Here is a 12,331-nt window from a genome sequence, read left to right on the forward strand (position 1 = left end):
ACGCGATGAACGAGAACCCGAGGGACACCGGCCTGGTGGACGAACGGCCGCTGGAGGACTGCCTGCCGGACTACTGGCGCGGCACCTTCACCCTCCGCGACGAGTCGGCGCCGGAGCCGAAGTCGCTGTCGGAGTCGGACCCGGAGTCGGACCCGGCGTCGGACCCGGAGCCGGTGCCCGGCGGGCCGGACGGTGCGCGCGGGAGCGCCCTCGCCGCCCTCGGCCCGTCCGGCATCACCGTACGCGGCCGGGATCTCGCGACGCTGCTGGAACCCGCCTACCGCGCGTTCACCGCCTGACCGGATCCACCGCGCCGACGGTGCGCCGAAGCGGATCGGCGGGCCCTGGCGCCGACGTTTACGGCCGGACCGGACGGGGCGCCGCCGAGTCCGTTGCGCTAGCGTCGGTGGTGTGACCGAGCCCAGCCTGCCCGCCCCGTCCGATCCGGTGTCCCGGCCGGAGTCGCCGCCGGCGGCGAGGGCGGCGGCCTCGGGGCCCGGGCCGTCGTCGGCGGCCCTCGTGGCGTTCGAGGAGCACCGCCGGATGCTGTTCGGCATCGCCTACCGGATGCTCGGCAGTGTCGCGGACGCCGAGGACATGGTCCAGGACACCTGGCTGCGCTGGAGCGAGGTCACCGTCCCGGTTACCAACCCGGCCGGCTACCTGGCCCGCACGGTCACCAACCTCGCGCTGAACCGGCTGGGTTCGGCGGCCGTCCGGCGGGAGGCGTACGTCGGGCCCTGGCTGCCCGAGCCGCTGGTGACCGTGCCGGACTCGACCCGGGAGGCCGAGACCGCCGAGTCGGTCTCGCTCGCCGTGCTCGTCGTGCTGGAGAGCCTCTCGCCGCTGGAACGCGCGGTGTTCGTGCTCAAGGAGGTCTTCGCCTTCTCGTACCGGGAGATCGCCGAGGTACTGGAGCGCAGCGAGGCGTCCGTGCGGCAGGTCGGCCACCGCGCGCGGTCGCACGTCCGCTCCGGGCAGCCGCGCTACGACGCGCCGGCCGAGCTCCGCCGACGGGTGACCGACGAGTTCCTGGCCGCCTGCGTCGGCGGGGACCTCAACCGGATGCTGGAGCTGCTCGCGCCCTCGGTCACCGTCTGGAGCGACGGCGGCGGCCGGGTCAAGGCGGCCCTGCGGCCGATCGAGGGCGCCGACAAGGTGGCCCGCTTCCTGCTGGCGATCCTCGCCTCCCTGCCGTCGGCCGAGCTGGAGATCCTGCCCGTCGACGTCAACGGACAACCGGGCCTGCTGGTCAACACGGCCGGCCGCACCGACTCGGTGACGGTCTTCGAGTTCGAGGACGGCCGGGTCAGCGAGCTGCGGATCGTGCGCAATCCCGAGAAGCTGCGACACCTGGGTGCCGGCGGCCCCGGGCAGCTCTGAACCCGGGGCCGGCCCCTCAGACGCCCCGCCGTCCCCCGGCGCGGCCTCCGGGTGGCCCCTCGTCTTGACCCTCGACCAGGTCGAGCCCCCAGAGTCCTCGACATGGAGAGCGACATGCGCAGCATCGGCGAGACGGCCCGTGACAGCGGCCTGACCGTGAGCGCACTGCGCTTCTACGACGGCGCCGACGTGCTCGGCCCGGCCTGGGTGGACCCGCAGACCGGCTACCGCTGGTACGACGAACGCCAGCTGGCAGACGCCCGACTGCTCGCCCGGTTGCGGCGAGTGGGCCTGCCGCTGGCGGAGATCCGCATCGTCCTCGGCGCCCGACCGGGGGCCGCCGGCGAAGCGCACCGGGTTCTCGATGCGCACCTGTGCCGGCTCCAGGACGGTCTGGCCGATGCCCGGCGTGAGCTCTCCGCCGTTCGATCACTTCTCGACCAGAGGGAGCACCCCATGGGCCTGACCCGTACCGCCACCCGGATCACCGTCGACGCAGCCGAGCTGGCGGCCGCACTGGACGCCGTCCGCTTCGCCGTCGGCTCGGATCCCGAACTGCCCGTGCTGGCCGGAGTGCTGTTCGACATCGACGGGCAGGTGCTGCGTCTGGTCGCCACCGACCGCTACCGGATGGCCCTCTCCGAGACCCCGGTCACCCGGCTGGAGGGCGAGCCGGCCGGGGCACTCGTGCCGACCGCCCTGGCCGACGGCATCCGCGCGCTGCTCGCGGGCGCCGAGCGGGCCGAACTGGTCCTGGAGGACGGTCGGATCGTGCTGACGGCCGACGCTCACCGGATCGAGGGCGCCGCCCTGGACCACGACTACCCCGACTACCGCCGGCTGGTTCGGCTGGAGCCCGCCCGCCGGGTCGAGATCGCGGCGGCCACCCTGCGCGAGGCGGTGGCCGGGGCCGCCACCCGGCGACTGCGGCGCGAGACGGACGGGGTGGACTGCGAGATCCTGGTACTCACCGTCGGCCCGGACGGCGCACTGAGCACTTCGGACGGCGCACCGAGCACTTCGGACGGCGCACCGAGCGCCTCGGACAGCGCATCGAGCGTCTCGGACGGCCTTGGCGCTGAGGCCGTTCGGTCGGAGGGCGCGGGCGGCACCGGGCGCGCGGTGGCCGAGGCGGTGGCCGAGGCGGCGGCCTTCCGGATCGCGGTCAACCGGGAGTTCCTCCTCGACGCGGTCCGGGCCGGCGGTCCGGACCAGCTGGTGCTCGAACTCGGCGGTCCGATCGCACCGCTGGCGATCCGCACGCCGGGGCGCGAGGGCACCTTCTCGATGCTGATGCCGTTCCGGCTCTCCTAGCTCCTCTCCGGGGCCGGTTCAGGAGCCGGTTCAGGAGCAGGGGCGGCTGGGGATCCCGTGGTGGAGCCGGTGGAGCTCGGCCTCGGGCCGGTCCGGGGCGGCCGGGTCGGCCCGGACGTGCTCGGCGCGGGACACGTGGTTGCTGCTGCTAGCGATGTGCTTGCAATTGCAAGCACGGTCGGGCAGGCTGGCGCCATGGCCTCCTTGAACGTCGGCTCGCTGGGCGAGTACATCCGCGAGCAGCGGCGCTCCGCGCAGTACTCGCTGCGGCAGCTGGCGGAGGCCGCCGGCGTGTCCAACCCCTACCTCAGCCAGATCGAGCGCGGGTTGCGCAAGCCGAGTGCGGAGATCCTGCAGCAGATCGCCAGAGCGCTGCGGATCTCGGCGGAGACGCTCTACGTCCAGGCCGGGATTCTGGAGGAGCGGCGGGGAGAGGGCCTGGAACTGCGGGCCGCGATCCTGGCCGATCCGCTGATCAACGAGCAGCAGAAGCAGGCGCTGCTCGCGGTCTACGACACCTTTCTGAGGGAGAACACGGCTCCGAGGGGTCCGGCCCGCCAGGGCGGGGCCCCGAAGCAGGAACCGGCCGCCGGCGGGCAGAGTGACGCCCCGGTGACCGAGCGGCCGACTGCCACGGCCGGCCACGACCGAGAGACCTAGACGCCAGGAGAACCCGTCATGCCGATCACGGACGAGATCAAGAAGACCCTCAACGACCCGACCCCGCTCTACGCCATCGCCGGCGCCGGTGACCTGGCGTACGAGAAGCTGCGGGAGGTGCCCGGCAAGGTCGAGGCGCTCGCCGCGGACCGCAGGGGTACGCAGGAGAAGGCCACCGCCCGTCTGCAGGAGGCCCAGGCCAGGCTGGTCGAGGCGCAGGCCAAGGTGGCCGGGTCGGTGACCACGCTCCCGACCGACCTGAAGGTGCTGCAGGAGAAGGCGCAGACCTTCGCGCTTCAGCAGGTGGGCCGGGCAGTCGAACTCGCGGTGAAGGCCAAGGAGGCCTACGACGACCTGGCCGTTCGCGGCAAGGGCGTGGTGGAGAAGGGCCGCGGCGAGACCACCGGGGTCGTCGCGCCGCAGTGGGCCGGGCCGGAGCAGGACGCGCCGGAGGTCGTCGAGGCGGAGGTGGTCGAGGACGACGAGGCCGCAGCGGCGGACGCCGCCGCGCCGACCGCCGCGAAGAAGACCCCGCGGGCCAGGAAGACCGACGGCGCCAAGTAGTACGTTCCCCCGGCGGGTGAGCTCCTGGTCCGGCGGGTAGGCCGGAGGGTGCGGCGGTCCGTACGGCTCCGGCGGGCGCGGCCACGACGGCGCGGACGCGGTCGCCCGGGTGCGGTGGGCGCGGGCCGGGTCGGTCGGCCGGGGCACATCCGGACGGCCCGGGACGTTGTTCCCGACACGGCTGGACCGCCGTGCCAGGATGAGCGGCACCGCTGCGACGGCGGGCCTGAGTGAGGAGACGGTAGTGGGCGGAATGGGCCAAGTCCTGGCCTTGGACTTCCTGAATCCCTTCTGGTGGTTGGCCATCGGAATCCTGGGGTTCAAGCTGGTCGCGCTGGTCGACGCGGCGAGCCGCCGGGACGAGGCCTACCGGGCGGCGGACAAGAAGAGCAAGCCGTTCTGGCTGGTCCTTCTCGGTATCGCGTTCGGGTTGGACTTCCTCTTCGGGGCCAACTTCCTGACCAGCTTCCTGACCCTCGGCGGCCTGGTGGCCGCGATCGTCTACATGGTGGACGTGCGGCCGGCGATCAAACAGCTGACGGACGGCCGGGGCGGCAAGAACTCGCGGAACACCGGGCCCTACGGCCCCTGGTGACCGGCGGTCCGAACCGACGGTGGGCCGGGTGCGCAAGCGCCCGGCCCACCGTCGTGCACGCGGGTTCGGCTCAGCCGAGTATCACCGGGGCCGGGTTGCGTTCGAGCAGGATCACCGCGACGTCGTCGGTCAACGCCCCGCCGTTGAGCTCCTCCACTTCGGCGATCGCGCTGTCGACCAGCCGCCCCCGGGTGAGACCGGCCGCCTGGTGGTCGCCGATCAGATCGGCCAGACCGGTCTGCCCCAGGCGCCGGGAGCCCGCTCCGACCCGGCCCTCGATCAGGCCGTCGGTGTAGAGCATCAGGCGCCAGCCGGGACGCAGCTCCAGCCGCTGCGCGGGCCAGACCGCCTGTCCGTCGTCGCAGGGCAGCAGCCCGAGGGCGGGACCGGCATGCTCGGCCGGGAGCAGCTCGGGGCGGTGGTCGGCTCCCAGCAGCAGGGGAGCCGGGTGCCCGGCGAGGTAGAGCCGGGCATGTTCGACCCGTGCCGCTGCGACGGACCCGCGGCCGGCGTCGGGAGCCGCCGTGGACGGGGTCCGCTGCTCGGTGGCCTCCGGGCCGGCTTCGATCACCAGCATGCAGAGCGTCGCGAAGATCTCGTCACTGCGGCGCTCGTGCTCCAGTACGTGCTGGAGCGTCGTCAGCAGGGCCTCCCCGGTCAGGCCGGCGAAGACCAGGGTGCGCCACGCTATCCGCAGGGCCACGCCGAGGGCGGCCTCGTCGGGGCCGTGGCCGCAGACGTCGCCGATCACCACGTGGACCGTGCCGTTGTCGGTGCGGACGGCGTCGTAGAAGTCGCCGCCGAGCAGCGCGCGACGGCGACCCGGGCGGTAGCGCCGGGTGAAGGCGAGCCCGGCGCCGTCGAGCAGGGGGGTGGGGAGCAGATGGCGCTGGAGGCGGGCGTTCTCCTGGCCGCGCAGCTCGGCCTCGACCAGTCGGCGCTGCGACTCGTCGGCCCGCTTGCGCTCCACGGCGTAGCGCAGGGCGCGGGCGAGCAGCGGGCCGTTGGTCTCCTGTTTGATCAGGAAGTCCTGCGCGCCGGCGGCGACGGCGGCGGCGCCCAGCTCGGCCCCGGCGGTGTCGGTGAGGACCACCACGGCGGTCTGCGGGGCACGCCGGAGCAGTTCGCGCAGCCCGTCCAGGTCGTTGGCGGAGCCCTGACCGCCGTCCCGGCCCCGGGGCGGGAGGTCCGGCCGGTGGATCCAGCCGAGGGCGTCCGGGGCGGCCACGTCGGCCCGGGTACCTGTAGCGGCACCCGCACCCGCACCCGCACCTGCAGCGGCCGGTGCCGCGCCGGTGCCCGGTGCGGCGAGATCGAGCAGGACGCAGCCGAAGTCGGGGCCGCGCGGGCGGTTGCGGCGCGTCCAGGGCGGTGCAGGGGCGAGCAGCTCGACGGCGTGGTCCAGGCCGCGGGCCCAGTGCACCTCGATGGAGGCACCGCTCTCGGCCACCGCCGAGGCGATCAGCCGGGCGTCCGAGGCGTTGTCCTCGATCACGAGCACCTTGAGCGGCGCGGTCTCGACCGAGCTGGTGGCCGATCCGGAGGCGGGCGCACCGGCTGACGTGGCGGCGGTGCTCCGGGGATGAGGTATCGGGGCGGGTGCCACCGCGCTGGGCGCGCTTCCCTCCCGGCGGCCGGGCCTGCTGCGCGCGTGGCTGGCCGCGGCGTGCTTGCTGGGGGCGCGGCCGTCAGCGGCGCGGCCCTCGGGGGCACCGGCCAGGGCGCTCGGTGCTTCACCGGCGCCAGGTGCCCGCCCGTCTCCCGTTGCGGGCATCGGTCGATCCTCCCTTTCCCCGACTGGGCAACGGTCGGCGTCCGTGCGCAGTGCCCGCCTGGCACCGCGTGTCGGGGAACTTCTCGCGACCATAACGTGATCTCCGGGTATTTCCGTGACCTGTCGGCACGGCTGTGGTTATTGCCACGCCGCCACCGGCTCGTCCGGGTAGCGTGCGGAGCGTGGACGGCCCGGCAACACGGCTGCCGGAACTGGAGGTTGTGGTGGTGACGCGGATCACGCTGGTCGAGGGTGACATCACGGAGCAGCAGGTGGACGTGGTGGTGAACGCCGCGAACTCGTCACTCCTGGGTGGTGGTGGTGTCGACGGCGCGATCCACCGCAAGGGTGGCCCCGAGATCCTGGCGGACTGTCGCAGGCTCCGGGCCTCGCACTACGGCAAGGGGCTGGGGACCGGCCAGGCGGTCGCCACCACGGGCGGCCGGCTGGCGGCTCGCTGGGTGGTGCACACGGTGGGTCCGGTGTACCTGGCAGAGGACTACGAACGGCGTGCTGAGCTGCTGGCCTCCTGCTATCGGGAGTCACTCCGGGTCGCGGCCGGGCTGGGGGCGAGAACGGTGGCGTTCCCGGCCGTGTCGGCCGGGGTGTACGGATGGCCGCTGGACGACGCGGCCAGGATCGCACTCACCACCGTCTCGGAGTCGGAACCCGGCCCGGTGAAAGGGGAGCGGGCGTCCGATCGGGTGCTGGAGGAGATCCGGTTCGTGCTGTTCGGGGCGGAGTCGTACGGTGCGTTCGAGCGGGCATGGCAGGAGCTGGAGCGGCGGGACTGAGGCCGGGCGGTTGCCGGCCCCGGCTGTTGACCGGCCCGTGGACCGGGCTGAGGACCGGGCTGCGGACCGGCTCGCGGCCCGGGCGGGACCCGGAGTTACGGGGTGGGGCGGGATGCGGGTGGGAACAGGGGTGTGCCGGGCGTCGGCGTGTGCCACCCATGGTGACGTGACGACACGTCAACACGCCAGAGGTATTCGATAACTCGTTCGAGTGAATCCCCGGAGTCGCTCACCAGCACCCCGCCGACGACCGACGGCGCGGCCCCACGGCCCCGTCCGGCCCCACCTTCCGCGCGCTGCTCGCCGGTCCGGCCGCGAGCCGGTCGGTCCGCCGCCGCTCGTCAGCTCACTGTTCGGGCCGCCCGCCGTTCGTCCGGCCGCCGGGGCCCGCCGGCCGGTCCGGCGCTCGGCACCCGTCCGCTACGGCGCCAGCGCCGTCCAGGGCACGGTGGCCTCGCCCTGCCGCCAGCGTCCCCTGGCGTCCAGCAGCGGCCAGCTCCCGGCCATCGACGTGCACGCCGCCACCCAGCGCTGTCGGGCGCCGAACGCCCCGTACGGCGCGGCCGCCGCCCAGGCGCGGTCGAAGTCGGCCAGGAAGGCGTGCACCGCCCGGCCCGGAACGTTGTGGTGGATCAGCGCCTTCGGCAGCCGTTCGGCCAGGTCGGAGGGCTGCCCGAGGCCCCCCAGCCGGGCGGCGAAGGTGACCGTCCGAGGGCCCTCGGGTCCGATCGCGACCCAGACGTGCCGCCGCCCGATCTCGTCGCAGGTGCCCTCGACCAGCAGCCCGTCCGGCGCCAGCCGTCCGCGCAGCCGGTCCCAGACGCCGGCCACCGCCGCCTCGTCGTACTGCCGCAGCACGTTGGCCGCCCGGATCAGCTGGGCCGGCGCCCCGCCGTCCAGCGGTACCTCGAACCCGCCCCGCCGGAAGGTCAGCAGGGGCGGCCGGGTGTAGGGCAGGGCCGCCGTGACGCGCTCCGGCTCGATCTCGATCCCGACCACCCTGACGTCCGCCCGCACGGCCCGCAGTCGGGTCGACAGCTCGACCGCCGTCCAGGGCGCGGCCCCGTAGCCGAGGTCCACCGCGACCGGCGGCCGTGCGCACGAGCGCAGCGCCGGGCCGAGCGAGTGGGCGATCCAGCGGTCCATCCGTCGCAGCCGGTTGGTGTTCGTGGTGCCGCGGGTGACCGTACCCACCGGCCGGGCCGTCCGGCCGCGGGCAGCCGGGAGTGCGGGGTCGAAGGAGGCGGCCATCCCAGCAGGGTACGCGCCGTGACCGGGCCCCTCGCCGGTCGCGCCCGTCGCTGCCGTTCCCTTGTCGGCCCCAGGCCCCAGGCCCAAGGCCCGAGGCCCGAGGCCCGGGCGAGGCCCGAGCCCATACCGACCGCTGCCGCCCCGGCTCCGCCCGCTGCGCCCGCCCGCCCCGGCTCCGCCCGCTGCGCCCGCCCGCCCCGGCGGGATCCGGTCGGCATGATCTCGTCGGCCGGAACGGGAATGCCGACCGATGGGCCGGTGGTTGGCACACTGGTGGCGGAGTCCGCCCGGCCGGCCCTCGGGCCCGGCGGGTGGTGGGCGACGCCCCTCGGTGTGGGCAGCGCAGGCCGTGCCGGTGCGGGTGATGCGGTTCGGGCGATGCCGTGCGGTACGGGCGGTTCGGCCGGGCAACTGCCGAGCGACCCGGGCAGTGGCGCAGTGCCGGCAAGCAGCAGCAGGAATGTTGGGGAGCACAGAGGAGGGTTCAGCCAGGTGATCCAGCACCCCGTCCGTCCGGCTCGTCGTGCCCAGGGCCAGCCCGGCCGCGGCCGGCTGCAGACCCTGGTCTCGGGCCGGTCCCGGCGCCCCCGCCGGATAGCCATGCTGAGCGTGCACACCTCGCCGCTGCACCAGCCCGGGACGGGTGACGCGGGCGGCATGAACGTCTACATCGTCGAGCTGGCGAAGCGGCTGGCCGAGCTCAACATCGAGGTCGAGGTGTTCACCCGGGCCATCTGCTCGAACGACGCGCCCACCGTCGAGCTCGCGCCCGGGGTGCTGGTGCGGCACGTCACCGCCGGCCCGTACGAGGGCCTGCTCAAGGAGGATCTGCCGGCCCAGCTGTGCGCCTTCACGCACGCCGTGCTGCGCACCGAGGCCGGCCACCGCCCGGGCTACTACGACCTGGTCCACTCGCACTACTGGCTCTCCGGTCAGGTCGGCTGGCTGGCCGCCCAGCGCTGGGGCGTGCCGCTGGTGCACACCATGCACACCATGGCCAAGGTCAAGAACGCCGCGCTGGCCGAGGGCGACTCGCCCGAGCCGCCGGCCCGGGTGATCGGCGAGACCCAGGTGGTCGAGGCCGCCGACCGGCTGATCGCCAACACCGCCGAGGAGGCCGCCGAGCTCTCGCTGCACTACGCGGCCCGGCCCGACCAGCTCGCCGTGGTCCACCCCGGTGTCAACCTCGACGTCTTCCGCCCGGGCGACCAGCGGGCCGCGCGGGCCGCGCTCGGCCTTCCGCAGGACGCCGCCGTCCTGCTCTTCGCCGGGCGGATACAGCCGCTCAAGGCACCCGACGTGCTCCTGCGGGCCGTGGCCGTCCTGCTGGAGCGCGAGCCCCGACTGCGCGAGCGCCTGGTCGTCCCGGTGGTCGGCGGGCCGTCCGGCAGCGGGCTCGCCAAGCCCGAGAGCCTGCACAAGCTGGCCGCCCAGCTGGGCATCGGTGACGTGGTGCGGTTCCACCCGCCGGTCGGGCAGCAACGGCTCGCGGACTGGTACCGCGCCGCGACCGCCCTGGTGATGCCCTCGTACAGCGAGTCCTTCGGCCTGGTCGCGCTGGAGGCCCAGGCCTGCGGCACGCCGGTGGTCGCCGCGGCGGTCGGCGGTCTGCCGGTGGCCGTCCGGCACGGTGTGACGGGCACCCTGGTGAGCGGCCACGACCCGCAGGACTGGGCCCGGGCACTGAAGCCGTACGCCACCGATCCCGCCCTGGTCACCCGGCAGGGCGCCGGGGCGGCCCGGCACGCGGCCGGTTTCGGCTGGGGAGCGGCCGCCGCTAGCACCGCCGAGGTGTACGCAGGCACCCTGGTCCGCCCGGCCGGCCGGCTCACGACTCCCCGGCTGCGCCTGGCCTGACCGGAGCGTCCATCGGCCGGGAGCGTCCATCGGCCCGGAGCGGCGCCCGTCCGGCACCCCGGCCCGACCGGCGACCCCACCGGCCGGGGTCGGATCGGGGACACCCGGGCAGGCCGGCGCGATCCCCCGGGCCCCGCCCGGCTGCGCGCCACCGATACCGCCGAGTAACGTCAGCCCCATGGCTATCCGTACCAAGGACGAGGCACTGGCCCTCCTGCGCACCGCCCTGGACACCGCCGAGGTGGCCTGGGAGCCGGCCGCCACCGACCCGTTCACGCTGGTCGCGACCTTGCCGGGGGTGCGCAGGCTGAGCACCGCCTGCGCCCTGCGGGTCGGCGACCACACGCTGTCCGTGAACGCCTTCGTGATCCGCCGTCCGGACGAGAACCACGAGGCCTTCCACCGGTGGCTGCTGGAGCGCAACACCCGGATGTACGGCGTCGCGTACGCGATCGACGCGCTCGGGGACGTGTACCTCGCAGGCCGGCTGCCGCTGGAGGCGGTGGGCGCCGACGCGGTGGACCGGCTGCTGGGGACCGTGCTGCAGAACGCGGACGAGCCGTTCAACACTCTGCTCGAACTCGGTTTCGCCTCCGCGATCCGCCGCGAGTGGCAGTGGCGCACGAAGCGCGGCGAGTCGACCCGCAACCTGGCGGCCTTCGCGCACCTGGCGGGTCCGGTCACCCCCTCCGCCGGGACGGACGAGTCCGCCGGGCCGGTCTGAGCCTTCTAGGCCCGGGCGCCGGCGGCCCGGCCGTTCTCCGCCGTCGGCCCGGGCTCCTGTTCCGACACGGCCCTCGGCGCCCGTACCGGAACCTGCCCCGCTAGCGCCGCCGCTGCGGCCCCGGCGGCCGCGGTGTGCCGTCCGAGGAGCAGGTAGCCCGCCGCGGCGAGCGTCCCGAGCGCCGCGCAGGCGCCCCAGACGGCGCCGCCGCCCGCGTACTGGAGCAGCAGGCCGCCCACCGCCGGGCCGAGGAACGAGGCGAGGGACCAGGAGAGCGAGTAGACGCCCTGGTAGCGCCCGCGTGCGTGGGCCGGGGCGAGCTCGGCCACCAGGCCCATCATGGTCGGCGCGTTCATGATCTCGCCGATCGTCCAGACCGCCACGGTGACCGCGAACAGCGCCGCGGAGGAGCCGGCCAGCGCGGTCAGACCGAAGCCCCAGCCGGTCAGCAGCGCACTGGCGACGAGCAGGGCGGTCCGGCTGCGGCCCTCCATCAGCCGGGTCACCGGAATCTGCAGCAGCACGATGAGCAGGCCGTTCAGTCCGATCACCAGCCCGTACCGGGTGGCCGAGATGCCGGCCTGCCCCATGTCGACGGCGAGGGTGGTGCTGCCCTGCTGGGCGACCAGCGCGAGCAGCAGGTTGAGCGCCACCACGATCACGAAGCGGGTGTCCCGGAACACCGCGGCGAGGCCGACGGCGGGCTCGTCGAGCCGGGCGGCCGGGGCGTCGGGCCTGGTCTCCGGGATCTTCACGAAGACGACCACCGCGCAGACCAGGGTGGAGAGCGCGTCGAGCAGGAACAGCGTCAGGTAGCCGTGGGTGGCGATCAGTCCGGCGGCAGCGGCGGACACTCCGAAGCCGATGTTGATGGCCCAGTAGTTCAGCGAGTAGGCGCGGACCCGGTCGGCCGCGGGCACGAGGTCCGCGATCATCGCTGAGACGGCGGGGCGGGAGGCGTTGTTGCAGAGCCCCACCAGGAACGCCACCACGGCGATGGCCGCCTGGCCGTCCGAGAAGCCGAGCATCGCCGTGAACAGGGCCGTGCCGAGCTGGGCGGCGACCAGGGTCGGACGCCGGCCGATCCGGTCGGTCAGCACCCCGGCGCCCACCGCCGCGACGGCCGAGCCGAGCCCGAAGAGAGAGGCGACCAGACCGGCGTACGAGGCGGAGTAGCCGCGGTCCGCCGTCAGGTAGAGCGCCAGGAACGTCACCACGAAGCCGCCCAGCCGGTTCACCAGGGTCGATGTCCAGAGCCACCAGAAGCGGCGCGGCAACCCGCCCACGGTCTCCGTCACGAGCTGTTGGAACCGGCTGGGGACGGGCATGGCGCGACTCCGGGGCGGCAGGTATCCCGATGAGCGGTGCGGGGTGGACCGGACAACGAGACAGTAAGTGGCTCAAGCGATGTGCAC

At 74.4% G+C, this 12,331-nt stretch carries 12 protein-coding genes; 9 read left to right on the forward strand and 3 right to left on the reverse strand.

The window, feature by feature from the left end:
- The first annotated feature begins 5 nt into the window (after positions 1-5).
- The 6 genes from OG823_RS19265 to OG823_RS19290 all read left to right on the forward strand — a co-directional run bounded on the left by OG823_RS19265 (position 6) and on the right by OG823_RS19290 (position 4,516).
- Positions 6-299: a hypothetical protein gene (locus OG823_RS19265; RefSeq protein WP_371480833.1), complete on the forward strand. Its 294-nt coding sequence runs from the start codon at positions 6-8 to the stop codon at positions 297-299.
- A 220-nt stretch (positions 300-519) separates the two neighbouring features.
- Positions 520-1,383, forward strand: coding sequence for an RNA polymerase sigma-70 factor (locus tag OG823_RS19270; RefSeq protein ID WP_371484537.1), 864 nt, complete (start codon positions 520-522; stop codon positions 1,381-1,383).
- A 102-nt stretch (positions 1,384-1,485) separates the two neighbouring features.
- Entirely contained in the window at positions 1,486-2,697 is a 1,212-nt protein-coding gene (locus OG823_RS19275; RefSeq protein ID WP_371480834.1) for a MerR family transcriptional regulator, read from the forward strand.
- Positions 2,698-2,892: 195 nt separating this feature from the next.
- On the forward strand, positions 2,893-3,357 hold the full coding sequence (locus tag OG823_RS19280; RefSeq protein ID WP_371480835.1) for a helix-turn-helix domain-containing protein: 465 nt from the start codon (positions 2,893-2,895) through the stop codon (positions 3,355-3,357).
- A gap of 18 nt (positions 3,358-3,375) precedes the next feature.
- Positions 3,376-3,921, forward strand: coding sequence for a hypothetical protein (locus OG823_RS19285; RefSeq protein WP_371480836.1), 546 nt, complete (start codon positions 3,376-3,378; stop codon positions 3,919-3,921).
- A gap of 253 nt (positions 3,922-4,174) precedes the next feature.
- A complete protein-coding gene (locus OG823_RS19290) occupies positions 4,175-4,516 on the forward strand; it encodes a DUF2516 family protein (protein ID WP_371484539.1) in 342 nt (113 codons plus the stop codon).
- Between the two features lie 70 nt (positions 4,517-4,586).
- Here OG823_RS19290 and OG823_RS19295 read toward each other — a convergent pair whose 3' ends face one another.
- Complete coding sequence (locus OG823_RS19295; protein ID WP_371480837.1) at positions 4,587-6,290, reverse strand: SpoIIE family protein phosphatase; 1,704 nt, start codon at positions 6,288-6,290, stop codon at positions 4,587-4,589.
- Between the two features lie 227 nt (positions 6,291-6,517).
- Here OG823_RS19295 and OG823_RS19300 point away from each other — a divergent pair, with 227 nt between their 5' ends.
- Positions 6,518-7,084 (forward strand): O-acetyl-ADP-ribose deacetylase, encoded by a 567-nt coding sequence (locus OG823_RS19300; protein WP_371484541.1) that lies wholly within the window; start codon positions 6,518-6,520, stop codon positions 7,082-7,084.
- A 420-nt stretch (positions 7,085-7,504) separates the two neighbouring features.
- On the opposite strand, the gene OG823_RS19305 is transcribed toward OG823_RS19300, so the two are convergent.
- Positions 7,505-8,335: a class I SAM-dependent methyltransferase gene (locus OG823_RS19305; protein WP_371480838.1), complete on the reverse strand. Its 831-nt coding sequence runs from the start codon at positions 8,333-8,335 to the stop codon at positions 7,505-7,507.
- Positions 8,336-8,827: 492 nt separating this feature from the next.
- Here OG823_RS19305 and mshA point away from each other — a divergent pair, with 492 nt between their 5' ends.
- On the forward strand, positions 8,828-10,192 hold the full coding sequence (gene mshA / locus OG823_RS19310; RefSeq protein WP_371480839.1) for a D-inositol-3-phosphate glycosyltransferase: 1,365 nt from the start codon (positions 8,828-8,830) through the stop codon (positions 10,190-10,192).
- Positions 10,193-10,370: 178 nt separating this feature from the next.
- Positions 10,371-10,916 carry a YbjN domain-containing protein gene (locus OG823_RS19315; RefSeq protein ID WP_371480840.1) on the forward strand — a complete coding sequence of 182 codons (546 nt, stop codon included), beginning with the start codon at positions 10,371-10,373 and terminating at the stop codon, positions 10,914-10,916.
- A gap of 5 nt (positions 10,917-10,921) precedes the next feature.
- Here the strand turns inward: OG823_RS19315 and OG823_RS19320 are convergent, their stop codons facing one another.
- Positions 10,922-12,244 (reverse strand): MDR family MFS transporter, encoded by a 1,323-nt coding sequence (locus OG823_RS19320; protein ID WP_371480841.1) that lies wholly within the window; start codon positions 12,242-12,244, stop codon positions 10,922-10,924.
- Positions 12,245-12,331: the final 87 nt, after the last annotated feature.

The organism is Kitasatospora sp. NBC_00315 (genome assembly GCF_041435095.1).
Lineage (GTDB): Bacteria > Actinomycetota > Actinomycetes > Streptomycetales > Streptomycetaceae > Kitasatospora.

What these genes read in the sequence shown, in the direction of transcription:
- OG823_RS19265 (WP_371480833.1), top strand. Translation starts at nt 6, where the DNA reads ATGAACGAGAACCCGAGGGACACCGGCCTGGTGGACGAACGGCCGCTG.
- OG823_RS19275 (WP_371480834.1), top strand. Translation starts at nt 1,486, where the DNA reads ATGGAGAGCGACATGCGCAGCATCGGCGAGACGGCCCGTGACAGCGGC.
- OG823_RS19280 (WP_371480835.1), top strand. Translation starts at nt 2,893, where the DNA reads ATGGCCTCCTTGAACGTCGGCTCGCTGGGCGAGTACATCCGCGAGCAG.
- OG823_RS19285 (WP_371480836.1), top strand. Translation starts at nt 3,376, where the DNA reads ATGCCGATCACGGACGAGATCAAGAAGACCCTCAACGACCCGACCCCG.
- OG823_RS19290 (WP_371484539.1), top strand. Translation starts at nt 4,175, where the DNA reads ATGGGCCAAGTCCTGGCCTTGGACTTCCTGAATCCCTTCTGGTGGTTG.
- OG823_RS19295 (WP_371480837.1), bottom strand. Translation starts at nt 6,290, where the DNA reads ATGCCCGCAACGGGAGACGGGCGGGCACCTGGCGCCGGTGAAGCACCG.
- OG823_RS19305 (WP_371480838.1), bottom strand. Translation starts at nt 8,335, where the DNA reads ATGGCCGCCTCCTTCGACCCCGCACTCCCGGCTGCCCGCGGCCGGACG.
- OG823_RS19315 (WP_371480840.1), top strand. Translation starts at nt 10,371, where the DNA reads ATGGCTATCCGTACCAAGGACGAGGCACTGGCCCTCCTGCGCACCGCC.
- OG823_RS19320 (WP_371480841.1), bottom strand. Translation starts at nt 12,244, where the DNA reads ATGCCCGTCCCCAGCCGGTTCCAACAGCTCGTGACGGAGACCGTGGGC.